Below are 23,855 nucleotides of genomic sequence, written 5' to 3' on the forward strand. Positions count from 1 at the left end.
GTCAAGTTGCCGCCCGTCAGCAACTTGCGGATGAAATCAGGTCCGAGCTGAGGGTTGTAGTAGAAAAATAAGAGCGGGCTTCCGCCGCCCGGGTCTCTCGGGTCCTTCGCCGTGATTTTGCCTTTCCACTTTGAATCCAAAAGGTCCCAGAACGAAGCGATCGCTTTTGTATCGACCGCCTTCGTGTTGTAGGCCAACAGGCGCAAAGGGAAAGCCGCGTAGACGAAGACGTAGCGATTGTCGCTGTCGTTGTAATGGTGCTTGCCTTCGAACCACCTCGTCTGATCTTTTACCTCGGGCAAAATAAAGGCCGGGCTCATCGCCTCCAGAACGTTGGCTTTTTGCAGCGAGGTGGAGGTTCCTCCGCCCAGCATGACGATGTCGGGGATAAATTTTTCCGCTCTCCTCTCCGCCATGATGCGCTGGAGGACTTGCGACGCGGGCGCCGCCTCGCGCACGAGCTTTATTTTGGGAAAGCGCTTCTGAAAGCCGCTCCAATCGATGTCGGAGCGCAGTTTATAAATGACGACTTCGCCCTCCTGCTCCGCGGCCTTGACGGTCTTTTCCCACTCGGCTTCGGGTGAAAGCGCGGCGTCGCCCGCGAAAGCGCGTGCGGAAACACCGACGAAGAGGGCAGCTACGACGACCTGAGGAAGCGAAATATGAAAACGGAAAATTTCAGCCTTCATCCTTCCGCTTTCATCCTTTCTTCAATACTCCGGCGCGTTCTCCAACTGCTCCACGCGAGAGTAGCCGATCTGTTTATAAATCCGGTTCGAACCGGAGATCAGCCGCACCGGTTTGCCCGGCTCGGCGTTGAAGTGCTGATGGATCGTGTTGTGCGGAATGTAGACCATGTCTCCCTGCTTCCACTCCCAGCGGCTCGGCTCCTTGGCGATTCGGGCGTGGTATTTGTCGGTGATCTCGACGTCGACTTCCCAGTGGAGATCGTAGCCGTTGCCCTCCAGCACGTAGAACAGCTCGTCCTGCATCTGCCACTGCCGGCCGGAGCGGCTGCCGCCGGGAATTTCTTGCAAGTGGACGTCGATCGCCTTCACGCGCAGCGGCACGGTCGCATCCGCCAGTAGACGGATCTTTCCATGCGGCGTAACCTGCCACGGCGTATCCGCCGGCTTGATGACCTTCTTGAGCTTCACGTCTTCCGGCGCGCGGATGATCGGAAAATCGACCGGCGGGCCCCAGCGGTCGTCTTCTTTTGAAGGCGCGGTGCCTATCGGCCCCTGTTGGTGGAGTCCCAAAAAAATCCACAGCGGCTTCGCCTTCATCACCAGCGCCACCATGCCATGCTCGGGGTCGGCGTTGTTGTGCCAGTGGACCGAGTCGTTGTGCACTGCGACTGCGTCGCCGGTCTCCCAGTCGTAGCGCTCGCCGTCGTGCACATCGAAGCCGCGTCCTTCGAGGATGAAAAAGAACGCCTCGTTCTGATGGCCGTGCCCCTTATCGCGCGCGCCCGGACCCAGAGTCACGAAGTGCGCCTGGACGCTGTGCGTGACAAACGGCTCATTTGTGGGGCTCACGATGTTCTTCTCGCGCGCGCCGGCGCCGAGATAGTCGCGGTAGTCTTTCGTGATCACGCGCGGCACCGCAGCGAGCCACTGGCGGCGCATCTCCGTGAGCGAGTAGGTTATGCTCTCGATGCCTCTTAGAAATTTACGAGGTTTTTCATATCTCGGTGGTGGATTGGCCATGGTCTTCTTTCGTAAAATGGAATGCTTTACTTTTATCCAAAATCGCCGCGGCTGACAACCGGCTGGGTATCTGTCCAGGGATGTGTAAGAACATGCCGTTCGCCCTTCGACGCGGCTCAGGGCGAACGGCTGGTCTCCTCCCGTTCGTGGTGAGCCTGTCGAACCATGAACGGGTTTTTCGCGCTGTCTGGCGCTCAGGATGACGCCGTCTATGGGGCGGCGTCACTTCTTCGCCGCCAGGATTTCGTCGAGCAATTTCGTGACCGGCCGGATGTCTTTTGTATTCAGATCGTCGATATCGAAATATTTCATGCCGTCTCTGCGCCGCTCCGCCGGAGGAACGTGGTCCTTCGGCACGTCGACGCGCCGCGAGTCGCGCGCATCGCCCGGCTGGCTCATGACTTTCTGGAAAACGGTCTGGCCTTCCCGCGACAGCAGCCAATTGACGAAGACTTTGGCCGCGTTGGGGTGCGGCGCGCGATTCATCAGCGCCAGTTGGCCGAACGCCGAAGAGATCGAGACACCTTCCTTGAACTGAAACGGCTCGAACATGTCCACGGAAAGCCCTTGATTGTCCGCTTTCGCTACGGCGGAGCTCTGGCATGGAAGACAAACGACCACCTTACCCGTAGCCAGCCAGTCGACGGCCTGGCGCAAATCCGCCGACATGACGACCTCCATCTCGCCGTAAAGGCGCTTCAAATACGGCGGCCCGAGCAGCGTGTTATAGTAAAGGTATTGCCACGGCGTACTCGTCCCCCTCACTTGCCGCAAGTCCATGGCGACGATCTTTCCCTTGAGCTTGGGAGTTAAAAAATCCCAATAGGATTTGTAGTCCTTCACGTTCAAGAGCTTCGTGTTGTAGGCTCCCCCGCCGCCGCTGCGAACATCGCCCTCATAGACAAGGATGTACATGCCCTCGGGGTCCACGTATTTGTGCCGGCCCTCCCACCACTTGGTCTCGTCGGTAACTTCGGGCATGAGCAGCGCGGGCTTGATCGGCTCAAGCATTTTTCCCAGGTGGAGGACCTGATAGAGCGAGTTTCCGCCGCCGTTGTAAACATCGGCGAGATATTTTTCCGCGCGCCGCTCGGACGCGATGCGCGGGGCGAGCTGCGTGCCCGAGCCGGTCACGGTGACGACTTTGATCTTGGGATAAGCCTTCTGGAACGCGCCCGCTTCGATCACGGCCTCGTAACCGGCGATGTAGACGACGACCTGTCCCTCTTGCTCGGCGGCGCGCACGATCCTCTCCCATTCCGCTTGCTTCGTTTCCGCCGCCGGAAGCGCGGCGGCATCAAAGAATAATCCCAGTAGCAAGAGTCCGACGGCTACGAAGTTACCGATTTCCGTCTTCATCTTCAGCCCCCTTTCCATTACGTCCGCGCCGCTTTTCTCTGCTCCTCGTCGCGCATCTCGCGCCTGAGCAGCTTCCCGACTTTGGATTTCGGCAGCATGTCCCTAAACTCTATATAGTCCGGCACTTCGTAGGGAAGGAGGCGCTCGCGGCAGTGCTTGAGAAGATCGTACGCGGTCACCCCGCGGATGTCCTCCTTCATGATGACGAACGCCTTCACCTGCTCGCCGGCGATCACGTCCGGCACGCCGACGACGCAGGCCGCGACGACCGCCGGATGATCCTGGAGGACGGATTCCACCCGCGCGGCAGAGACGCGATACCCTTTATGCTTGATGAGATCCGCTCTGCGGTCGATAAATTCGATCTCGCCGTCGGCGTCGAGCTTGACGTAGTCTCCGGTCCGGCACCACGTCCTGCCGTCGAGCCGGAGGAACGTTTCCTGGGTTTCGGCCGGGTTGTCCAGATATCCGTCCTTTAAATAGGAGTAATCGGAACCGACGATCAACTCGCCGCCTTCCTCCGGCGCGACCGACTTCAATGTTTCCGGATCGAGAACTTTGGCGACCCGGGTCGGTATCATGCGGCCGACGCTCCGCGGCGCGGGCGTCGTATCCGGCGGGGTCACCGACATGCAGACGGTCTCGGTTGAGCCATAGACCTGATAGATAGCCACGCCGACTTTCTCTTTCCATCGCAAAGCCACTTCCGCCGGAAGAGCGTCGCCCGCGCTCCAGCAATATTTAAGGCTCTTGAGATCGTAAAATTCGAAGCGCTCGTTTTCCAAAATCAGCCGGTAGAGGCTGGGGACGCCGGCGAAAAGCGTTCCCTTGTACGCCTGAATCGACGCGGAAGCGGCGTCGATGCTCGGCTTGGGAGCGATGACGACGGTGTTGCCGAGATGGAGGCCGAGCGCGAACACCATGTCCTGGGAAAACATGTGAAAGAGCGGCAGCGGCATGATCAGCGTGTTTTGGGATTCCTTGACCACGGCCCGATAAACTTCCCGCACGCCGACGATGCCGCTGAGCAACTCCAGGTGGCCGTGGGGCACGCCTTTGGGAAAGCCGGTCGTGCCGCCGGTATAAAGGATGTGGGCGATGTGATTTTTCGGGTCGATATCGACCTGTGGCAGTGTCGGCGGATATTTCCGGATTAAATCCCGGAAGAAAAATAAGTGCTCCTGGCGGCTCACGGAGCCTTCCAAGAGTTTGTCGAAGAGCTTGCCGAAAATTCTTTTTCCGGCAGGCAGCAGGTCCGCGACCCGCGTCACGACGATCCGCTCGACGCCGGTCTTCGGCAGCACCTCTTTGACGTAGCCAAAATTGGTGTCGGCGCAGATGACCGTCTTCGAGACCGAGTGGTTCAGGAGAAACTCGAGCTCGTACGGAGGATAAATCGGCGAGACGGGAACCGGCACCGCGCCGATCTTCTGAAGCCCGAGATAAGCCACGATCCACTGCGGCGAGTTCGGCAGGTAGATCAGGACCCGGTCCTGGAGCTTGACGCCGAGAGCGCTCGCGGCGGCGGCGAAGCTATCGATCAGCTTGCGCAAGCGGCGGTAGCTGAAGCGCGTGCCCAAAAATATCAGCGCGGTGTTGTCCGGATATTTTTCCGCGCTGCGCTCGAACGCCGTGAGGATCGTCCGCTCTTCCTCGATCATCTTTTTCAGCGCCGATTCCAAAGCAACGACCTCTCTCTTTCGCGTCAACTCACTGCCATAGCACAACTAAGCAACCGCCGTAGCTGGGGGTGTTTCGAAGGGCCGATGCGTGGGACGAGAAACATCAACCGTGCCTAAGAAACACCGGCAGCAGTTCGGTTCAGTGTAACACCGCCATATCGCATCGGCCCGGAGAGAGACTCCCAGGACGGCGGACGGTTAGGTGAGCCGTCTTGCCCTGCCTATATACCAAAATAGGCCGCCCTGACGTGCGGGTTGTTCATCAACTCCTTGCCCGTCCCTTCTACCGTAATCGAGCCGCTTTCGATCACGTAGCCTCGGTCGATCACCGGCAGCAGCGGCCGGGCGTATTGATCGGCGACGAGGACGGTGATTCCCAGTTGGCCGATGTTTCGGACCGCGTCGATGACTTTGATCTGGAGCGCGGGCGCGAGGCCGAGCAGCGGTTCGTCCAACAACAGCAGGCTCGGCTTCGCCATCAGCGCCCGGCCGATCGCGAGCATCTGCTGCTCGCCGCCGCTCAAGAATCCCGCCGTCCGGCGGCGCAACTCGAAGAGAGTGGGAAACAGATCCCAGACGTAAGCCAGAGTCTGTTTCGCCTCAGCGCGGCTTCTCAGCGTCGCGCCGATCTTGAGATTCTCCAGCACGGTGCTTTCGGGAAAGATGCGCCTGCGCTCCGGGCAAAGGACGATCCCGTCTCTTACGCGGCGGCTCGGTTTCATTGCGCCGATATCGCGCCCTTGGTAGCTCACCTGCCCCACCACGGTGATCTTCTCGCCGCCTCGTCTCTCCTCTTTGATCTTTCGATCCAGGATGATGCCCGAGATCGTGTACATCAGAGTCGATTTGCCGGCCCCGTTCGAGCCCAGCAGGCCGACGATCTCCGACTCGCCGACGTTCAAGGTCACGTTGTTGACGGCGAGGCCGTTCTCGTAAAAGACCATGAGGTTTTCGACGTCGAGCATAAGTCGCTTCACAACAAATTCCGTTCACCCTTCGACACGCTCAGGGCGAACGGCTGAAACGCTTGAGGCACCGTTCATGCTGAACCCGTCGAAGCATCTACAGCTCCGCTCCGAGATAGGTTTCTTTCACCGTGCTGTTCTCGACGATCTCCGCCGGCGGCCCTTCGGCGACCTTGTGTCCGCGGTCCATCACCACCACTCGATTCGCCAAGCGGAAAAGCTCCCTTAAGCGGTGCTCCACCATGATCAAGGTCATGCCGCGATCCTGCAGCTTTTCAATCAGCGGCACCATGCTCGACACCTCCGAGCTGCTCAAGCCGGAAAAAAGCTCGTCGGTGATGAGGAGATCCGGCCGGAGCGCGAGGCAGCGCGCGAGCTCCAAGCGCCGGAGATATCCATGCGGCAACGTCGACGCCGGCTTGTACGGCACGTGCGAGTCGCGCTCGAAGCCGACCTCTTCCAATAGATCCAGGGCGACGGTGTCGCGGTCGCCCCAGCGGCCGCTCTCAGTGAATTTTCTGATTCGCGGCGAATAGAGCGGCACAATCAGATTTTTATACGCCGGCAGATTGTGGAACGGCCGCACCGTCTGGAAGCTCCGCGCGATGCCGAGCGTGGCGATCTTGTGCGGCGGCAAACCGGTGATCTTTTTGCCCTTGAATCGGACCTCGCCCGAGTCGGGCTCGGTGAATCCCGTGATGACGTTCACCGCCGTGGTTTTTCCCGAGCCGTTGAGGCCGATGATGCCCACGACCTCGTTTTCCGCCACCGAGAAGCTCACGCGGTCGAGCGCCTTGACGCCGCCGAAACTTTTTGAAATTTCCTTTAGAGTTAGTAACTCCACGTCAGCTACTTTCCTCGATAATTCCCATCTCCACCTCTTTCCAAGAGAGGCCGAGGGACGCGAGGATGAGGCTGCGGACGTCCGACTAGGGAGGCTCGACTCATGGCACTACCCTATCGGCCGCGGCCGAAAACTCGCGTCCCGAGGACTCTCCCTCTTATACCTCCACCCAACGTTCCACCTGCTCGTACTTGCGTTTCAAGTAACTCATGATCCCCTCCGGCTTGAAGAGAACCAGCGCGACGAGGAGCAGACTGTAAGCGACGATCCGGAGCGTGCCGAGGTCGCGCAGCATCTCCGCCAGCGGCACCAGGATAAAGGCCCCGAGCACGGGGCCTGCCAAGGTCCCGATGCCGCCGACGACGGCGCAGGCGATCGGCAGGATCGAGAGATCGAGCGAGAAGGCCGAGAGGCCGACGAACATGTAGAGATGCGTGAAATAGGCGCCGGCGAAGCAGCCGAGCGCCGAGCCGATCCAGAGCGCAACGAGCTTGTAGAGCGTCACGTTGATGCCCGAGGCCCTGACCGCCTGATCGTTGTCGCTGATCGAGCGCAGGACGAGGCCGAAGTCCGTCGTCATGAAGCGCCGCAACGCGAACGTCGCGGCGAGAAGAAAAATCAAAATGAGATAGCGCTCCACCCGGATATCGGGAAACGATTCCACGCCGACGAGTCCATCCGTCCCTCCGACGATAGCGGTCGCCTCGATAATGCGCGCCATGAGAAGCGGATAGACGAGCGTCGTCATGGCAAAATAAATTCCCCGGAGCGGCAGGCAGGGCGCCAGCAGCGCCGTCGAGATCAACGCGCCGAGAATCGTCGCAAGCAGGAGCGTGAGCGACGGCGGCAAGCCAAAATTTAGATTGAGCAGGCCGGCGAGATAGGCGCCGATGCCGAAGAACAGGGCCTGGCCGAGAGAAACCAGGCCGGTGGAGAACGCGATAAAATCCCAGGATAGCGCGAGCAGAGCATAGATGGCCGTCAGCGTCGCCACTCTCTGAATGTAGAGACTCTCGGTCACCAGCGGAACCAGAAAAAGCAGCAGCGCCGGCAGAAGCCGCGGTGCGGCGACGTAGAGCATGTTGCGGAGCGAGCTGAGTGTGTAGATGTCCTCCGTCAGGACTTTGATCGGCCGGTCGATTCTTTCCAAACGCTTGGCCATAGACTTCAATCATTCATCGCGCCAAGACACCAAGAGCGCAAAGAAAAATGATTTTTCTCCGAACTTGGCGTCCTTTGCGCCTTTGCGCGAGCATTTATTGTATTCCTTCGTGACCTTCGTGTCCTTCGCGGTTCGACTGAGCTCACCGCCCTGAGTCCATCGAAGGGTGGTTAAAATCCTCTCACCACGAAGAGCCTAGCGCGGCGGAGCCGCAACCTAAAGTCGAAATATCTCGCGCAAAGACGCAAAGGGCGCCAAGGTTCCTCAAATCCCCCTCTTTCCCCCTTTGTCAAAGGGGGATGAAAGGGGGATTCCTCGATTTCTTTGCGTTCTTGGCGTCTTGGCGCGAGCAAATCCCCGCCCTTTAACAACTCTGGGCGACAGGTAAATTTGCGCAAACCGCGAAAACTATTAAGCATAGTATTAGTAGAGTAGGCGAGTGAGCGATGTTGGATATAACACGGCTCACTCACCCCTCATCGAACCGGACATGAAGATTTCCCTCATCCGGCTCTCGCAAAGACTCTCCTCTCAGGCCATGCGCAGACCACTCCCAGAGTTGGTTCTACAAGTACAGCAGACCCATGCGGTTGAAGTGCTCGTAGTAGCTGACTCCCTCGGGTGGCCTAAAGGGCCGCTGGCTTCTACGTCTCACGTGTTGCGTAAGACGCTCACGTACGTAGGCATTGATCTCTCGAAACCCTTGGCGCGGATAACCATAGCTAAAGTAGTTCGCCCAACCCCCAAGATGTCCGTTGAGCTCCTCGATGAGTTGCGGCAGCGGCATGAAGCAGCGCTCTTTGCTGATCCTCTCACGCAGCTTCTGCCGCTCTCAGAGCCTTCTCCGATATGGTCACGTTGAGATAACGGTGGCGCTTGCCTCTCAAATCGCGGTCATAGCGAAACGTGTAACCCAAGAAATCGAGCTTCTCTCCTTCTCGCTTAAGGTTCATCACCCGCGTCTTGTCCCGATTGATCTCAAGCCCCATCCACTCTTCGAGCTTCGATTCGATCCACCCCTGAAGCTTCTCTCCCTGATAACGCGCCAACACCACAAAGTCATCGGCATATCGGACCAGCCGGGCGTTTGCCCAATAGGCCGGTCCCGACACTCGATGAAACACCTTGTCGAACCAGTGAAGATACAGATTCGACAACAAGGGGGAAATCACTCCCCCTTGCGGCGTTCCCTTGCGGTTGCGCTTGCCCGTCACCCCATCTCCTCCGCCTCTTCCTTCGACCGACTCCACGACCGGCGCTTTAAGCCACCTATCAATCAGCTTGAGCACCGATCGATCCACCACCCGCATCCTGACGCACGCCAAAAGCCGCTCATGAGGGATCGAATCAAAGTAGCTCTTAAGATCGGCGTCATACACCGCTTGATACCCGGCCCGTATGTGACCGCGTATCTCCTCGAGCGCCTGGTGTGCATTTCTCTCAGGGCGAAACCCGTAGCTACACTCCTCAAAGTCCGCCTCAAAGATCGGCTCCAAGATCAGCAAACATGCCGTCTGCACTACCCGGTCGCCTACCGTCGGGATTCCCAGCGGCCTCTTCCTCCCGTCCGGTTTGTCGATGTAGACGCGCCGTACCGCCTTGGGCTTATAGATCTTGGGCCGAAGCTCCCGGTGAAGTCTGTCTACCAACCGCTCGGCTCCTCCGGCGGCTTTCTCGATTCCCTCGATACTCACGCCATCAAGGCCGGCTGCTCCACCATTCCCCCGCACCTTCTCCCATGCCGCCCAAAGCACGTCTTTCCGATAGATCCGGTCATACAATGCGTAAAACCGAAACTTCGGCTCCGCCTTGGCCTTCTGACTAAGCTTACGTCTCAAAAGAGAAAGTTTCCCCAAAGGCTCGCCTTCGGCCTTGGCCTCGGCAAGCTTCAGCTCTTCCGTAGTGGGATTTTCATCCAAGCGGCTTTCCCCCTCTCTTCCATAAGCATGTCTTTGCTCAAGCCCCTTCGCTCCACGGTCGTTACCCGCTTCCTCGCTACTATGGGCTTGTCCGACTCCCAGCAGGGACCCGCCACGAGTTATTTATTCCTCTTGGCTGTTCCTGCCCCTGCGGGCCTCCCAGGTTCCTCAACCGATCTTTCCACGCGCGCTGCCCCCTCTCACCCCGAAGAGTCCGACGACTGCTCGCGCCCGTTGCTTCATCGCCGGTTCCAGGCTTCATCGTTCTTCGGCAGACTGGCCACTCTTATCTTTTCGTGTAACGAGGCCGAAACGGGTTCGCTTACGCTGCGGCTCGCGTGTTCGCCTTGCAAGGCTTCGCCAGTGGAATCACTCCCCCTCACGCTTGCGCGGCTACTTGTCGAACGGGCAATTTACAAGATATCCTCCTTTCAGAATATTAGATCGGCCAGGCTTATCCTGGCGCTCCGAAGCACACGAAGTTCGGATGCCATTACACTCTCTCCTCAAGCTCTTTGTGCTTTCCGAACAAGCCGGAAGGCTTCAGGATCAACGTCATCAGGATCGCAAAGAGGGCGACGATCATTTGATAGTGCGGCCCGAGGTACGCGACGGTGAGAATCTGCGCGTAGCCGATGAGCAGGCTCGCGACGATCACGCCGGCCGTGCTCTCCAGCCCGCCGAGAATGCAGACGGCGATGGCGGAAACGAGAACGTTGGCGCCCGACTCGGTGGCGAGGAAACCGAGCGGGAGCACGACGATGGCGGCAAGCCCGACGAGAGCGGCGCCGATCGCGAGGCTGAGCGTCGCCATGGTATCCGAATCGATACCCAGCATCATCGCGGCTTGCTCGTCCTGGGCCATCGCGCGGAAGGCGAGGCCGATGCGGGTATGGTGCGTGAAGAGCCAGAGAAGAAAAACCAGCGCGCCGCCGAGCGCGACGATCGCGAGGCGCTGCGCGTCCACCGGGACGTTCAGCAGGTCGACGGTGCCGCGAAAGAGCGGCGGCAGGCTATAATTCGAACCGAGAAAGCCGAAATAACGCAGCGCCTCCAGCGCCGCCGTGCCCAACGCGAACGTCACGATGATTTCCAGGAGCGGCATGCCGCGCACGCGCACGAGCGCCAAGCGATAAATCGCCGCGCCGACGAGCGCGATGAATAAAATCGCCAGCAGCGCGGCGAGGTAATAATTCAGCCGCAGGCGGTTGAGAAAAAACCACGCGGCAAAACCGGCCAGGACGTAAAGCGCGCCATGCGCGAAGTTGGCGACCCGGCTGATGCCGTAGGTAAGGGAAAAACCGAGCGCGGTTAGGGCCAGAGTGACGCTGTTGATCAGGCCATAGACGAGCAGCGATGGCAGCATGCCGTCACTTCGCTTCGCCCTTCGCCGTCACTCCGGGAGGCATCCGGACCTTCCCCATCGCGATCGGGCTCGGCCAGACGACGATCCGCTTTTGGTCCTGCCACTGGAACCAGGTGCCGACGGCGCCTTCTTTGGGATTGTAGCTCGGGATAACCTGATGGCTCTTGGGATCGAAGGCGATTTTTCCGTAAACCGAAAGCATGTCGGTCTTCTCCAACGCCGCGACGAGCTTGTCGGCGTCGAGCGAGCCGGCGCGCCGGATGGCGTCCGCCAGGACATAGACGGCGGTGTAGCTGCTGGATGTCCCGTAGCCCTCCGGCTCGACCAGCCAGCGCTTCTTATACGCCTCGTAAAATTTCATCGTGAGCGGCGTCGCGTTGGACGGCGCGTTGCCGGCGTTGGCGGGCGAGGCGATCCAGTAGGCGACCGCGCCGTCGGTCGCCGCCCAGCCGCCGGGCTGTTCCACCGCGCTGGAGATGCCTGCGATCGGGAGCGCCGGAATTTTCAAGTCCTTCCACTGCTTCACCAAAATCGCGATCTCCGGATGGTCCATCCAGACGAAAAGAATCTGCGCCTTTTGGTCGCGCGCCTTCAGCAAGCCGGTCGAATAATCGAGCGCGCCCGTTGGATAAACTTCCGTCCCCAGGATCTTCCATCCTTTCGCGCCGAGATTTTTCCCCACGATGTCGGCGATCGCGCGCGCGTGCGCCACGTCCTGCACCATGATGAAGATCGAATCGAAGCCGTGCTCCTGCTTCAAGCTCTCGAATAAATCCATCGCTTCTTTCGCCAGTTGTCCGGCCTCGCTGGTGATGCGGAAGAGATATTTATATTTGACGTAATTCTCCCCGATGCGCCGATGGTAGGCCGGGGTCAGCGCGCCGGTCGTCAAGATCGATACCTTCTTATATTTGGCGATGAGATCCATCGCCGCCAGCGCCGCCTCGGAGCGCACGGGCCCGCCCATGAGAACGTCCGCCTTTTTTTCCAAAATTAATTTTTCCACGACCAGCAGCGCTTCGGAGAGCGGCACGCCGGGCTCCAAGTCCCTGGTGTCGAGCGTTTCGAGCCTGAGCGGCCGGCGCGCGCTCCCTACCTGCGCGCCGCCCTTGGCGTTGATCTCTTCGACCGCGAGCGCCATCGCCCTTTGCGCGTCCCAACCGTAGAGATATTGCGTCGAGAGCGGAGCGCCGATGACGATCGGCTGCGCTTTCTGCTGGGCGAAGCCGACGGTGGCGGAAAAGACCAGAAGGGTCATGGCCGCGACCCCGATCATCCACGACAGACGATGCGTTTTCTTCCTCATCTCGTGCCCTCCTTTGAAGGCAGAGTCTATCTTAGTTCCTAGGCGCTCTGTCAAGCCGCTTGAGAGAGAGATACGGCGAAGCTGAACCATCAATCCCAAAAACTGACTCGACGATCCGGATGGCGACGCGGATGCTTAACTCCGGCATTTACCCGACGCTTCTTCAGGTATTCACCTAATTGTAGCGCCCCGAAGCTTCGACTAAGTTCCACGGCTGCAAGACCGCCGCATTTTATCCCGCGGCGGATTTTACCGGCACTACGAAAGTTGAAAGTTTAGGAGTATCGAATGGCCTACAGAAGAGCGCTCGAGACGGATGCGTGCAGAAAAAAGAACGACGGAGACACGTGGCACTTTTGCAGCAACTGCTCCAACTGGCCCGCAAAAAATTACGACGAACAGACTTCGCCGCCCATGTTCGGCGAGCTGTGCAACGAATGCAAGGCCAAGCGCCGCGACGGCACCTGCAGCTAAACGTTTTCAATATTTTCCGCCGCCACAGGCTGAAATTTAAACATCGCGCGATCGCCCGCAAAGTAAAGCTCTTCGAGATGATCGGCATAGTCGATGCGGCGCCGGCATGCGAATTCGTCGAAACAAGCCAGGCACACGACTTTGTTCCGGAAGCGCGTCGGCACGACTTTTTTCCACACGGCATCGAGAACGTGGAAGTCGAACTTATCCTGACAGCCGCACACCTTGCACTTCTGCCGGTGCGAGCCTTCGCATATATCGAGCTTCTTGTGGTTGGACCCGTCCATGTTGATAACTAAGTTTGGCAAGCGCCGTGCCAAATGAAAACACAGTAAGATCAAACAAGTCGCAGAAATCCAGCCTTCAATGTCCGGTCAAAAAGTAAAAGCCGGCAGGTAAAATTTACTGATTCGAGGCCGGCGCTCATTTTTAGCGATTGGCGGAAGCGGCCTTTTCCTCTATCGGCAGCCCCGCCGCCTGCCAGGCATCCCAGCCTCCGACGAGCGCGCGCGCCCTCTCCCATCCCGCGCGCCTAAGCTCTCGCACCACACGGGCGCTCGTCGCTTCGTCGGGTCAAGCGCAGAAAACGGCGATCCAGGTGTGTCGCGGGACGTTGAGCTCGGCGATTCGCCGGAGCGCCTGGTCCGGCGGTATTCGCAAAGCGCCTTGCGCTTGATACGCGCTGGCGCCGAAGCTCGCCTCGCTGCGCGCGTCCACGACCAGAACCGGCGCGCCGGATAGCCCGAGCCGGCGAAACTCTTCCACCGTCATGCGATCGTCGGAGTCGCCGGCCGCCGGCGATTGCGCATCGCCGTCTTTCGCGGCCGAAGGGCTCGCCGCGGTGAGATTCACCGTCATGGGGACCGCCGGGCAGGCTTTTCGCGCCAGAAACATCAGCGATCCGCCGTGCAGCGCGACAGAGAGCAACACGACGAGACAGCAGATGACGAACAACGGCTCGGTTCCGGGCACGCCGGCAAAAACCGGCACGAGAATCAAAAGCAGCGAGCCCAGGCCGCGCGGTCCGAACCACGCGATCAATAATCGGCTCCGCCGGTCCAAGTCGGTCCGGGCGAGGGAAAGAAAGAAAACGATCGGCCTGATCAGCAGCGTGACGAGTGCGAAGAAGAGCGTCGTCGCGTTAATTTCGAGCAGTCCGCGCCAGATCAGAGAGCTGCCGAACAGGATGAAGGTAAAGAGGAGCGTCATCTCCGCCGTGGTTTGTCCGTACTCGTGGAAGCAGTCGCAAAGTTCGACGTCGAGCGCCGCGATCGTCAGTCCCGCCGAGAACGCGGCCAGGTAGCCGCTTCCGTGCACCGCTTCGGCGGCCGCGTAGGCGGCGAACGCCACGCCCAACGAATAGAGCGACTCGTAGTCGCGCCTGACGCCGGTCTTGCGCCGCACCAGCTCGAGCGCGCCGATGGCGAGCAAACCGACCGCGACGCCGGCGCCGGGCCCGAGGAGAAAAAGCTCGAGACCTAAGCGCGCGGAATCGATTCCCGCGAGATGCTGCTCGCTCAGGATGGCCATGCCGACGAGAATGATCGGCAGCAGCACCACGTCGTTCAAGCCGCTTTCCAGCCGGAGCGCGAGCCGGACCGGCTCGGGAAGGCCGGGGCGTCTGAGAAGGCCGCGCAGCATTACCGGATCGGTCGAGGCCAACGCCGCGCCGATCATCGCCGCCGACGCCGGCGGGAAATCCAGCAGCCACCAGGCCGCGAGCGCGATCAAAACCGCCGACAAGAGGGTTCCGGGTCCGAGAACGAGCGCGGCCAGGAGACGATGGCGGCGCACCTCGGCGACGCTCAAGCCGACCGCGTCAGTAAACAGCACAAGGACCAGGGCCAGCGTCGCGACGACGCGCAGGACCGGCGAATCGAGAGAGACGTCGAGGAGTTGCAGGCCCGCGGGACCGAGCATCGCGCCGAGGGCGAGAAAGACACCGACCTGCGGCACGTCGCTCCGGTCGATCAGCCCGGAGAGCAGCGCGGCGACGATGATCACCACGCCGACGAGAGCCAGGGTCAAAATAAAAAATTGCGCGCTGAAGAACTCCATAAGGGCGGAGCCATCATATCAGCGCGCGGCAGTTTATACAGCGTCGTTTGGGTGGGCGTGCGGACAAAAAATGTAGCGAGTCGATTTCGCAGGTATCCTACCTCGTCCATTTCAAAGATCCGCCCATGCCTGTTCGGGCGCGGCGGCGGCCGGCGCCTGCGGTCTTCGCGATCGCAGGCGCAGCCCCAGCGCGATAAGCAGCACGCCGAAGACAAGAGCATACGCACCGATGCCAAGAATGACCGCCACCTCCTTGGCGTTCGGGAAAAGCGCGAGCAGCGCGCCGAGAGCGATCGAGACGGTGCCGCTGAGCGCGAGCAGCCACTCGCCGCCGATGCCTTCCCTCAGCCGGACGGCGGCGATCATTCCGAGCACACCGGTGACGAGCGCCCAGGGGGCGACCAATTCGCTGAGAGAAAACTGCTCCATGACGCCGGGCCAGGCGAGCGCCACCAATCCCGTTCCCATGCCCACGACTCCGATTAGGACGATCGCCCACCAGGCGCCGCGGCCGCCGCGCCGCCGAAGCGCGCTCATCACGGCGAGCGCCCCGTCTGTAAAGGCGTACACGCCGAACATCGGAGCCAGCGCGGCGAGCGAGGTGACGGGCGCAACGACCGCCACGTGACCGAACACGATTCCCACCGCGCCGCGCAGCAACACGGCCCACCAGTTCCGGGCGAGACCGTCCACCGCAAAACGCAATCTCATCTGTTCTTTAATGTTTTCCAAGTCATAGAAACTTTCCCCGGCTGCGAGATCCTGCCCCATTTCGCCTTCGGCCTTCATGTTCCAACCTCCTTGACTTACAAACTCCTATACGACCGAGGAGCCCGGGACCCAAATCGGGTGGATTACCTAATTCCAGACGAGAGAAAACCCGAGAGCCGTTAGAAAGAGTGGGGTAGCGAGGAACTTTCGGAATTCACCGAAGAGTTGGCGCGCCGCTGCCTACCCGACGGATCGCAAGCGAATTCCCGCCGTCGCGTTCGAGCAGCCGGGTCTCGCCGTGGCGCATGAGAAAAAAATTCCCGGACGATATCCCCTCGCGCTTCAGCGCCTCGGACAGCCGCTTCGGCGGTTCGTCGAGCGGCTCGTCGGTGAGACCGGTAAACGTTCCCCAGTGCATGCCGACCGAAAAGCGGGCGCCGAGATCCTTGTGAGCTGTGACCGCTTCGTCCGGATCCAGGTGATAGATCCGCATGAACCAGCGCGGCGCGTAACCGCCGACAGGGAGCGCGGCGAGATCGATCGGGCCGAAGCGCGCGCGGATGTCGGCGAAATCGCGCGAGTAGCCGGCGTCGCCCGCGTGGAAAAAGCGAAAATTCGGCGATTCGATCAACCAGCCGCCCCATAAAGTCTTGTTGGCGTCCCACGGCGTCCGCCTGCTCCAGTGCTGCACCGGAACAAAGTGGAACGTCAGGCCCTGGACGACACGGCTGTCCCACCAGTCGAATTCGTCTGCGGTTTGGATGTCGAGCGCCTCGAACCATCGCTTGAGGCCCAAGCCGACGAAGTAACGGGGCGGTCCTCCCGCCTGCGCCGCCAGCCGTGCCAGCGTCTCCTTGTCCATGTGATCGTAGTGATTGTGCGAGACGACAACGATATCGATGTGCGGCAAATCGGCGAAATCGAGCGCCGGCGGAACGACACGCCTGGGACCGGCGAAGGACAACGGCGACGCGCGCTCGGTCAAATGCGGATCAGCCAAAATATTCAGACCGCCGAGCTGCACGAGGAAGCTCTCGTGGCCAATCCACGTAAGCGTGTCGGCGGAGCGGTTCGACTTGAGGAACGCGACGTCGGGCTTGAGAAGAGGAAAATTCCAGCCGCCGGCCGGCGCCGAGGGCACCCCGTCGCGCCACTGCTCGAATTTCCATTTCCAAAAACTGCCCTTCTCCGCGTGTGGATAGAGGTTGCGGAAACCTTCGGGCGTGTGATGCGGCTTCGCGGGATCGAAGTACGGATTGGCCGCGCCGGCGCCAAGCCAAAGAATCAGGCCGAAGGCGGTCCTGCGCGCGGTGGTTTTCATGGATCCGCAAACTATGTTAGTGCTTCGATTGAGTTGCATCAAGCGAGCTGTATTCGCAGGAGTGCGTAAACGACCGTGTATTTCTGTTTGACTGTTCTTTTATTGATAGTGCCTGTTGGGTTTATGGGGTGTTCAAAACCCATCGAGCATAATGAAGAACTGGCGGGCAAGCGGGCGTTGGAGTTTGCCGAGATCACGTTGATTAAACAGAATTTCGATGAAGGCTACGCCCTACTCGCGAACAAGGCGAGAAGTTATGTCCCTGTCGAGACGTTCAAAAAGACGGTTTCCCGGTTGCATCCTGACGGGTATCCCTCCACCCTGACAGTGACGAAGTTCAAACCCATGCTCGAGGAAAAGGCTCTTTACGTATACTTACGCGGAGAAAACTCTGGCAGGGAGTTTCATTATACCTTGACCCTCAACGGAACCGCGGCTTCAGATTATCAGGTTTCCGTCATTGACCGCACGCGCTAGTCCCGTGATGTTCTCTTTTCGGCTTCGTGCTTTTTTTCGTGTTCCGACGACGCGGTGGGATGAACGTCCATGCCGGCGTGGCCGATCCGTTCGCCACGCGTGGCTTCGATCGGATGGAGTTGAAAGTTGACCCCGGCGGCCGGATTATCCTTTTTCTGCTTCGGCATCGAAAGAACCAGCACGCCGTTTCCGTACGTCGCGTTCGTCAGTCGGCCGTCCACCGCCTCGGGAAGCGAAACTTTGCGATAGTAGGGACCGATGGTCCATTCGTCGAGAATCACGTCGCGGCGATGCTGGCCGGGCCCGCGCTCTTCGCCTTTGATCTCCACTTTGTTCCCCGCAATCGTCACAGAAATGTTTTCCGGCTCCAGCCCGGGAAGCGGCGCGGCCAGGACGATATGCTCATCGGCGTTGTAAATCCGAACCGGAATCGTTTGTGTCTCGGTTGCCATCCAGCCTCCTTCATCCATCGATCAGCGTTCATTCTTACCGCCGGTGCTGATTTCGTAAAGAAACCAGATGCGCTTTTCGGTCTCGTCGAGAAGTTCCTGCAAAATATTTCCGGTCGGCGTGTCGCGGTTTTTATCGCAAATCTCGATTGCGGCGCGCTGATTTTCGGCAACGCGGCGGTTGTCCTCGATCAGCTCTTGAATCATCCGGTCCGGCGGCACGAACTCGTTGTTGTCGTCGCCGATGGTTTGAAGCTGGGCGATATGCGACACGCTCCGGATGGTCGTGCCGCCGATGCGGCGCACGCGCTCGGCCAGTGGGTCGATCGACGCGAAGATCGATTGCGCCTGCTCGTCCAACAGCAGGTGATAATCGCGATAATGCGAGCTGGCGACGTGCCAGTGAAAGTTCTTCGTCTTAACGAAAAGGGCGAAAGCATCGGCGATCAGCGGATTCACCGCTTCGACGACGGCGCGGACTTCTTCCGGCTTGAGGTCGGTCGGCGTCGCCAACGGCTTCGGAGCCGGAAAAGATTTGATCGGTTCGCCTGCCCTGTCGCGCTCGGCAGGCTGGGAAGCGTGTCTATGTGCGGCGGCATTTGCCATATTTATTCTCCTTCCGGGATTTTACTAAAGTGCAAACTTCACACGCGAACGGTGCTTACTTACAGAACTAGCACGCCGCCGGGCGGTCTAAATTAGGGTAAGTACCGAGCTTGGAAGGGAGAAAGGCCTGAGTTCGGTTAAGAGACCGCCGCAAAGAACTTCAAACCAGCTTTTTCAGCAGCGCGTGGATGGTTTTGTTCTTGCGGATCTCTTTGCGCAAGCCGACGAGATGATTTTGCCCCAGAATCAACGGCCCACCCTGATAAAAGCCGTCGTGATAGTAACAAAATCGGAGCGACTTCTGCCCGGAATCGAACGCGAGGAGCTGGATGGACGGCTCGTGATATTGCGTCTTGGACCGCGCCTCTTCGGCGATCCATCCGCCGCCCCAGTGCAGTTGAAAACGGCGCTTTCTAAGACCGTTTTTACCTTTTTTCATCTGCCTAAATCTCCTTCCACACCTTCGCCAGGCTGTCGCCATAGACGCTCAGATCCCACTCGCAGAAATAACCGAAAGGAGTGAGCCATACCGAGTAGCCGGCGCCGCGGAGACGTTGGCTGGCCTCATTCATGAAAGTTTCCGTGAACGGCGCCAACGCGCTCTCGCCGCCGAGATGGGCGAAAGAGTGGAGCACGACATTTTTGAGCCCGCGCTTGTTCGCCAGCCACTTGATGTGCTTGAGAGTTTGTCTTAGCAGCGAGCTTCGCCGCTCGCTATTTTCGTCGGCGGCCTCGGCATGGAGAAAAATCACCAGCGCTTCGGCGACGCTCTCTTCGGCTTCCCGATCCGGGACTTCGGCCAGCGTCTTCGAGTGCGTCTTCCAGCGAAACTGCTTGGCTTGAAAGCAGAGTAACTTCATTGCCGATGAAGTTAGCAGCAGGAAAGTACCGATGCAAAGCGGGCGCGCGCCGGCTTGAACAGGAAATTGAATCGCTGATATGGTTGTTCATATCAACTTCCGTCGTAACGGAGAACCCCATGGCTGAGAACGACCTCAAGTTCGGCATCGCGGCGCCGCAAATACACACGAGCCTGCCCGTAAATGTCGATGAGATACAACGTTACCTGCGGCGCGCCGAGGAGCTGGGCTTTCACAGCATCTGGGTGCAGGAGCAGGCGATGCTTCGACAGGCTCCCGCCGCGATCGAAGGCATCACGATGCTGAGCTATGCCGCCGCGGTCACGCGGCGCGCGCGTCTCGGCATGGCGGTCTTCCTGATCAACTTGCGCAATCCCATTCAGCTCGCGAAGAGCCTCGCCAGTTTCGATCAGTTGAGCCAGGGACGGCTCATCGCCGGCGTCGGGCTGGGGGCGGTGACCCGGCTTTATCAGGCGTACGGCCTTTCGCCGGACAAACGGCTTGCCCGGTTCAACGAAGCGCTGACTCTCATACAAAAATTGTGGACCGAGGAAAACGTCACCTTCGAAGGAAAGTTCTGGCAGCTCAAGAACGCGACCCTCGTGCCGAAGCCGTGCCAGAAGCCTCACCCGCCGATCTGGTTCGGCGCCAACGAGCCGGCGGCGCTCCGGCGCGCGGCGCTCCGGGGCAGCGGTTTTATCGGCGCGGGCTCGTCGGCGACGGCGAATTTCAAAGAGCAGGTGAAAATCGTGCGGCAAGCTCTCGCCGAAACAAAAAAGAACCCGGCGGAGTTCACGATCGGCAAGCGCGTCTACATCGCCGTCGATCGCGACCGCGGCCGCGCGGCGAAGCGACTGAAAGAATGGTTCGGCTTGTACTATGGCGCGCCGGACCTCTCGGAGAAAGTTTCGGTCTGGGGCAGCGCGGAAGAATGCGCCGCGCAGTTGAGCGAGATCGCCGCCGCCGGCGCGCGCGTCCTCGCCCTCAATCCGGTCTTCGACATGATGGAGCAGATGGAAGTCCTCGCGGGAGAGGTGATCCCGAGAGTCCAAAGATGAAAGCTGAAAGATGAAGGATGAAATTCGGATTGGACCCTTGTTCCTTTCAGCCTTCCGCCTTCATCCTTCATCCTTGCTTGAGGACGCCCTGTTGGAGTAAAGAGTCAAACAGGAGACGAGTTTTGGAAAGGAGATGACCATGGGCATCAAACTCTACCAAAGCGAGACTTCCATGTTCTGCGAGAAGGTGCGGATCGTACTCAGAATGAAAAACCTTTCCTACGAAGTATTCGACGTGAAACCCGACCGCCAGCCGCTGATCGATTTCTCGGGCCAGCGGAAAGTCCCGGTCATGGAATACAACGGCCAATGCGTCATCGATTCAACCTTCATCTGCGCACATTTGGAGGCGAAACATCCCCACAACAGCATTTACCCGAAAAACCCCTCGGACAAAGGGCACTGCCTCATGCTTGAAGACTGGGCCGACGAGGTTTTGAATATGGCCATACGCATGCTGCGGCGCGCCGAAACTCCGGAGGCGCGCAAGGAGGCGGAGAAAGGCCTCGATATCCACTTCCACACGCTGAACCATTTTTTCACCGACAAGCAGTTCATATTCGGTCAGATGACGATGGCCGACATCGCGATCTTCGTCCAACTTCACTATCTCTACACCGTGGTCAAATACGCGATCCCCCCGGAGCACAGAAATCTCCTCAGATGGATGGACCTCATGCGGCGCAGCTTGAAACTCGACTCGCTTCAAGCCGTCGCGGCATAACAACCGGGCGTCGGGAGCAATGAAGATTACGATAGACAGAAGCAAGTGCCGAGGCGTCAGGAACTGCGCCTCGATCGCGCCCAACGTCTTCGACATCGACGGCGAATTCAAAGCGATCGTCCTCGATCCCCACGGCGACGGCGACGAAGATATTATGAAAGCGGCCAAGTTCTGCCCCGTCCAGGCGATCCTCCTCGACGATGAAGAAAGCGGGAAGAGAATCTTTCCCTGAGCAGGCTGCTGAAATATCCCGCGCTCACCCTTCGACAAGTCTCAGAGCCTGCCCTGAGTTCATCGAAGGGGCGAACGGGTTTAGTATTCAATCGTTGATTGTCCGTTCGTGCTGAGCCCGTCGAAGCACGAAAAACTACGTTCACGACTTCGAGGCGGCTTTATTCTCCATCGTGGTTGAGAAAAAACCAAAGAAAGCGCCGGGCAAGCGAAGAAAAAAACCCGCGGGACAATCCTGCGGCCTGACTGCGACCGAGCTGCAGTCGGGCGCGGCGCCTCAGGAAATCGCCGAGCTGGGACGCGCCGTCGAGCGCGACGGCGGCAAAGTGCTCGGCGCCTACTGCGAGCCCTATGGCGGGCGGTGGGTGATTTTCGCCGCTCTACCGATCGATCAGGTCGAGCCCACTCCGTACCAGCGCAATCTCTCCGACACGCACGTGCGCAGGCTCGAAACGGTCATCGGCAAGCTCGGCCGGTTTCTCGACCCGATCATCGTCGTGCGGACGAAGAAAGCCGGTGAAAACGGCGTCCGCTATTGGACGCCGAACGGCCATCACCGGCTTTCCGCGATGCGCACTCTCGGCGCCAAGTGTATAACGGCGATCATCGTGCCCGAGGAGACCGCGGCGTATCAAATTCTCGCGCTCAACACGGAGAAGGCGCACAATCTCCGCGAGAAGGCTCTCGAAGTGATCCGCATGTACCGCGAGCTGGCCACGCTGGACGACGCCGGGGAGGACAGCTACGCTCTGGAATTCGAGGAGGCGGCATTCATCACGCTGGGACTTTGCTACGAAGAGCGCCCGCGCTTCAGCGGCGGCGCGTATCATCCGGTGTTGAGAAGAGTGGATAACTTTCTGAAAAGACCGCTCAAGACGGCGCTGGAGACACGCGCGGCGCGCGCCAGGGCATTGATCGAGCTCGACGACCTGGTCGTCAAGCAAGTCGAGGCTCTGAAGGCGCGCGGCATGACCAGCCCCTATCTCAGAAGCTTCGTCGTCGCGCGCATCAACCCGCTCCGCTTCCGGCCCAAAGACGCCGCGCCGCTCGGCTTCGACGAGACGATGGAGCGGATGACGAAGGCGGCGGCCAAATTCAATCCGGAAAAAGTGAAGATGGAGGATCTGGCCCGCTCCGGCGGCGCGCCGGAGGCGGCCGTTGAATAAGCCGGCCGGAGTCTCTCGCGGCGCTCGCATGCTGGACGCCGTCCGCGAAGTCGGCGCGGAGCGTCTGAAATTCATCGGCGTCATCACCGGCGGCCACTTTTTCATTCACTGGTTCCAGCAATTTTATCCGGTGGTTCTGCCGTCGATCAAAGCCGGGCTCGGCCTCAGCGATGTCCAGGTCGGCGCCCTCAACTCGGCGCGAAATTTTACCCAAGGCACGCTCGATCTTCCTTCGGGCATGCTCGCCGACGCAGCGGTACGCCATCGCGGGCTCATCCTCGCGTCGGCGCTCGCCTCGATGGGCGCCGCTTACTTCCTCATGGGAATCGCGCCGGCGTTTTTCTGGGCGCTGGTGGCTTCGGGCCTGGTGGGATTGGGCACGGCGTTGTGGCATCCCGCCGCATCGGCGTCGCTCTCCAACCGGTTTCCCGAGCGGCGCGCGACGGCGCTGGCCGTGCACGGCATGGGCGCGACGATCGGCGATACGCTGACGCCGTTGGGCGCCGGCCTTCTTCTAGTCGCCTTTCACTGGGAATCGGTCCTGGCGCTGCAGCTCGTGCCCGCACTGGTTCTCGGTTATCTGGTCTGGCGCGGCCTGGCGGGTTTTTTTGTCGGCTCCAAGTCGCGCCCGTGGCGCGCCGCCGAGCTGCGCGAAGTGTACGATCTCGCGCGGAACCGGCTCTTTCTCGGCATCTGCCTCGCCACCGCCTTTCTCCAGATGGGGCGCGTGACGGTCAGCACGTTCCTGCCCATTTACATTCAGGAGCATCTCGGTTACTCCCCCGGCGGGCTTGGCGTTTATTTCGCGCTGCTGCACGCGATGGGCACGATCTCCCAGCCGGTGATGGGCCATCTCTCGGACCGCTTCGGCCGCAAGGCGGTGCTGCTTCCTTCGTTCATCGCGCTGGGAATTTTATTTTTCCTGCTCGCGGTGGCTGCGCCCGGCGTTCCGCTCGCGCTCGTCGTCAGCGCGATCGGTCTCTTCTTCTACACGCTCATCAACGTCACCAATGCCGCCACGATGGACGTCGCCGGCGCCAACATCCAGGCATCGTCGTTCGGCCTGGCCTCGCTGGTCACTCAGATCCTGATTATTCCGACGCCGATCGCCGCCGGCTATATGATCGGCGTCTACGGAATTCTCTCCGTCTTCTGGCTCTCGGGAATTTTTTTGCTCCTGGGCGCGGCGACGCTCGTGCCGCTTCGGCTATATCGAGGAACGGGAAAATAATTGGGCTATTCAGGGTTTCCTGTGAAGAACACTTCACCACAGAGTAATTCATGTACCACTGGGTACAGCACAGCGGATGAAAATGATAGTGTTGTGCTGCCGAAGACCAATGACCGGAGGTCGATCTGCGTCTATCGTTTTGAGCCTGCACAGAGTACGACCCGAGTATTCCGAGGA

General features: G+C 59.8%; 26 protein-coding genes. 7 read left to right on the top strand and 19 right to left on the bottom strand.

What is annotated here, in order from left to right; genetic code table 11:
* The 11 genes from VGL70_14350 to VGL70_14400 all read right to left on the bottom strand — a co-directional run.
* Positions 1–689, bottom strand: a 689-nt coding sequence (locus VGL70_14350) for an ABC transporter substrate-binding protein (protein ID HEY3304708.1), incomplete at its 3' end; no start/stop codon positions are given.
* Between the two features lie 21 nt (positions 690–710).
* The gene (locus tag VGL70_14355; protein ID HEY3304709.1) at positions 711–1,709 is read right to left on the bottom strand and encodes a cupin domain-containing protein; all 999 of its coding nucleotides are present in this window, start codon (positions 1,707–1,709) and stop codon (positions 711–713) included.
* A 222-nt stretch (positions 1,710–1,931) separates the two neighbouring features.
* Positions 1,932–3,068 (bottom strand): extracellular solute-binding protein, encoded by a 1,137-nt coding sequence (locus VGL70_14360; GenBank protein ID HEY3304710.1) that lies wholly within the window; start codon positions 3,066–3,068, stop codon positions 1,932–1,934.
* Between the two features lie 17 nt (positions 3,069–3,085).
* Entirely contained in the window at positions 3,086–4,777 is a 1,692-nt protein-coding gene (locus tag VGL70_14365; protein HEY3304711.1) for an AMP-binding protein, read from the bottom strand.
* Positions 4,778–4,971: 194 nt separating this feature from the next.
* Positions 4,972–5,727, bottom strand: coding sequence for an ATP-binding cassette domain-containing protein (locus VGL70_14370; GenBank protein ID HEY3304712.1), 756 nt, complete (start codon positions 5,725–5,727; stop codon positions 4,972–4,974).
* 85 nt (positions 5,728–5,812) lie between these two features.
* Positions 5,813–6,559 carry an ATP-binding cassette domain-containing protein gene (locus VGL70_14375; GenBank protein ID HEY3304713.1) on the bottom strand — a complete coding sequence of 249 codons (747 nt, stop codon included), beginning with the start codon at positions 6,557–6,559 and terminating at the stop codon, positions 5,813–5,815.
* A 157-nt stretch (positions 6,560–6,716) separates the two neighbouring features.
* Entirely contained in the window at positions 6,717–7,721 is a 1,005-nt protein-coding gene (locus VGL70_14380) for a branched-chain amino acid ABC transporter permease (protein ID HEY3304714.1), read from the bottom strand.
* Between the two features lie 565 nt (positions 7,722–8,286).
* The gene (locus VGL70_14385; protein HEY3304715.1) at positions 8,287–8,508 is read right to left on the bottom strand and encodes a group II intron maturase-specific domain-containing protein; all 222 of its coding nucleotides are present in this window, start codon (positions 8,506–8,508) and stop codon (positions 8,287–8,289) included.
* 25 nt (positions 8,509–8,533) lie between these two features.
* The gene (gene ltrA, locus VGL70_14390) at positions 8,534–9,640 is read right to left on the bottom strand and encodes a group II intron reverse transcriptase/maturase (GenBank protein HEY3304716.1); all 1,107 of its coding nucleotides are present in this window, start codon (positions 9,638–9,640) and stop codon (positions 8,534–8,536) included.
* A 493-nt stretch (positions 9,641–10,133) separates the two neighbouring features.
* A complete protein-coding gene (locus tag VGL70_14395) occupies positions 10,134–11,006 on the bottom strand; it encodes a branched-chain amino acid ABC transporter permease (protein ID HEY3304717.1) in 873 nt (290 codons plus the stop codon).
* Between the two features lie 4 nt (positions 11,007–11,010).
* On the bottom strand, positions 11,011–12,312 hold the full coding sequence (locus VGL70_14400; GenBank protein HEY3304718.1) for an ABC transporter substrate-binding protein: 1,302 nt from the start codon (positions 12,310–12,312) through the stop codon (positions 11,011–11,013).
* Between the two features lie 288 nt (positions 12,313–12,600).
* On the opposite strand from VGL70_14400, the gene VGL70_14405 reads away from it, so the two are divergent.
* Positions 12,601–12,786, top strand: a complete 186-nt coding sequence (locus VGL70_14405) for a hypothetical protein (GenBank protein ID HEY3304719.1) — start codon at positions 12,601–12,603, stop codon at positions 12,784–12,786.
* Here VGL70_14405 and VGL70_14410 read toward each other — a convergent pair.
* The 4 genes from VGL70_14410 to VGL70_14425 all read right to left on the bottom strand — a co-directional run bounded on the left by VGL70_14410 (position 12,783) and on the right by VGL70_14425 (position 16,876).
* Positions 12,783–13,094 (bottom strand): hypothetical protein, encoded by a 312-nt coding sequence (locus tag VGL70_14410; protein HEY3304720.1) that lies wholly within the window; start codon positions 13,092–13,094, stop codon positions 12,783–12,785. The two genes, VGL70_14405 and VGL70_14410, sit on opposite strands and share 4 nt — an antisense overlap.
* Before the next feature lie 265 nt (positions 13,095–13,359).
* A complete protein-coding gene (locus tag VGL70_14415; GenBank protein ID HEY3304721.1) occupies positions 13,360–14,844 on the bottom strand; it encodes a cation:proton antiporter in 1,485 nt (494 codons plus the stop codon).
* A gap of 111 nt (positions 14,845–14,955) precedes the next feature.
* Positions 14,956–15,633, bottom strand: coding sequence for an HdeD family acid-resistance protein (locus tag VGL70_14420; GenBank protein ID HEY3304722.1), 678 nt, complete (start codon positions 15,631–15,633; stop codon positions 14,956–14,958).
* Positions 15,634–15,769: 136 nt separating this feature from the next.
* Entirely contained in the window at positions 15,770–16,876 is a 1,107-nt protein-coding gene (locus tag VGL70_14425) for an MBL fold metallo-hydrolase (GenBank protein ID HEY3304723.1), read from the bottom strand.
* Positions 16,877–16,951: 75 nt separating this feature from the next.
* Here VGL70_14425 and VGL70_14430 point away from each other — a divergent pair, with 75 nt between their 5' ends.
* Positions 16,952–17,353, top strand: coding sequence for a hypothetical protein (locus VGL70_14430; GenBank protein ID HEY3304724.1), 402 nt, complete (start codon positions 16,952–16,954; stop codon positions 17,351–17,353).
* Here the strand turns inward: VGL70_14430 and VGL70_14435 are convergent.
* The 4 genes from VGL70_14435 to VGL70_14450 form a co-directional block, all read right to left on the bottom strand.
* The gene (locus VGL70_14435) at positions 17,350–17,805 is read right to left on the bottom strand and encodes an Hsp20/alpha crystallin family protein (GenBank protein ID HEY3304725.1); all 456 of its coding nucleotides are present in this window, start codon (positions 17,803–17,805) and stop codon (positions 17,350–17,352) included. The genes VGL70_14430 and VGL70_14435 overlap by 4 nt on opposite strands.
* Before the next feature lie 21 nt (positions 17,806–17,826).
* Positions 17,827–18,408 carry a DNA starvation/stationary phase protection protein gene (locus tag VGL70_14440; protein ID HEY3304726.1) on the bottom strand — a complete coding sequence of 194 codons (582 nt, stop codon included), beginning with the start codon at positions 18,406–18,408 and terminating at the stop codon, positions 17,827–17,829.
* A gap of 160 nt (positions 18,409–18,568) precedes the next feature.
* A complete protein-coding gene (locus tag VGL70_14445; GenBank protein ID HEY3304727.1) occupies positions 18,569–18,847 on the bottom strand; it encodes a hypothetical protein in 279 nt (92 codons plus the stop codon).
* A 4-nt stretch (positions 18,848–18,851) separates the two neighbouring features.
* Positions 18,852–19,268 (bottom strand): threonyl-tRNA synthetase editing domain-containing protein, encoded by a 417-nt coding sequence (locus VGL70_14450; protein ID HEY3304728.1) that lies wholly within the window; start codon positions 19,266–19,268, stop codon positions 18,852–18,854.
* 119 nt (positions 19,269–19,387) lie between these two features.
* Between VGL70_14450 and VGL70_14455 the strand changes: the two genes are divergently transcribed.
* The 5 genes from VGL70_14455 to VGL70_14475 all read left to right on the top strand — a co-directional run bounded on the left by VGL70_14455 (position 19,388) and on the right by VGL70_14475 (position 23,678).
* The gene (locus tag VGL70_14455; GenBank protein HEY3304729.1) at positions 19,388–20,326 is read left to right on the top strand and encodes an LLM class flavin-dependent oxidoreductase; all 939 of its coding nucleotides are present in this window, start codon (positions 19,388–19,390) and stop codon (positions 20,324–20,326) included.
* A 139-nt stretch (positions 20,327–20,465) separates the two neighbouring features.
* Positions 20,466–21,050, top strand: coding sequence for a glutathione S-transferase family protein (locus VGL70_14460; protein HEY3304730.1), 585 nt, complete (start codon positions 20,466–20,468; stop codon positions 21,048–21,050).
* A 19-nt stretch (positions 21,051–21,069) separates the two neighbouring features.
* Positions 21,070–21,282 carry a ferredoxin gene (locus VGL70_14465; protein ID HEY3304731.1) on the top strand — a complete coding sequence of 71 codons (213 nt, stop codon included), beginning with the start codon at positions 21,070–21,072 and terminating at the stop codon, positions 21,280–21,282.
* Positions 21,283–21,454: 172 nt separating this feature from the next.
* Positions 21,455–22,447, top strand: a complete 993-nt coding sequence (locus tag VGL70_14470) for a ParB N-terminal domain-containing protein (GenBank protein ID HEY3304732.1) — start codon at positions 21,455–21,457, stop codon at positions 22,445–22,447.
* A complete protein-coding gene (locus tag VGL70_14475) occupies positions 22,440–23,678 on the top strand; it encodes an MFS transporter (GenBank protein HEY3304733.1) in 1,239 nt (412 codons plus the stop codon). The genes VGL70_14470 and VGL70_14475 overlap by 8 nt, the downstream gene beginning before the upstream one ends.
* The last annotated feature ends 177 nt before the right edge of the window (positions 23,679–23,855 follow it).

This window comes from Candidatus Binatia bacterium, from assembly GCA_036504975.1.
Taxonomy (GTDB): Bacteria; Desulfobacterota; Binatia; order UBA9968; family UBA9968; genus JAJPJQ01.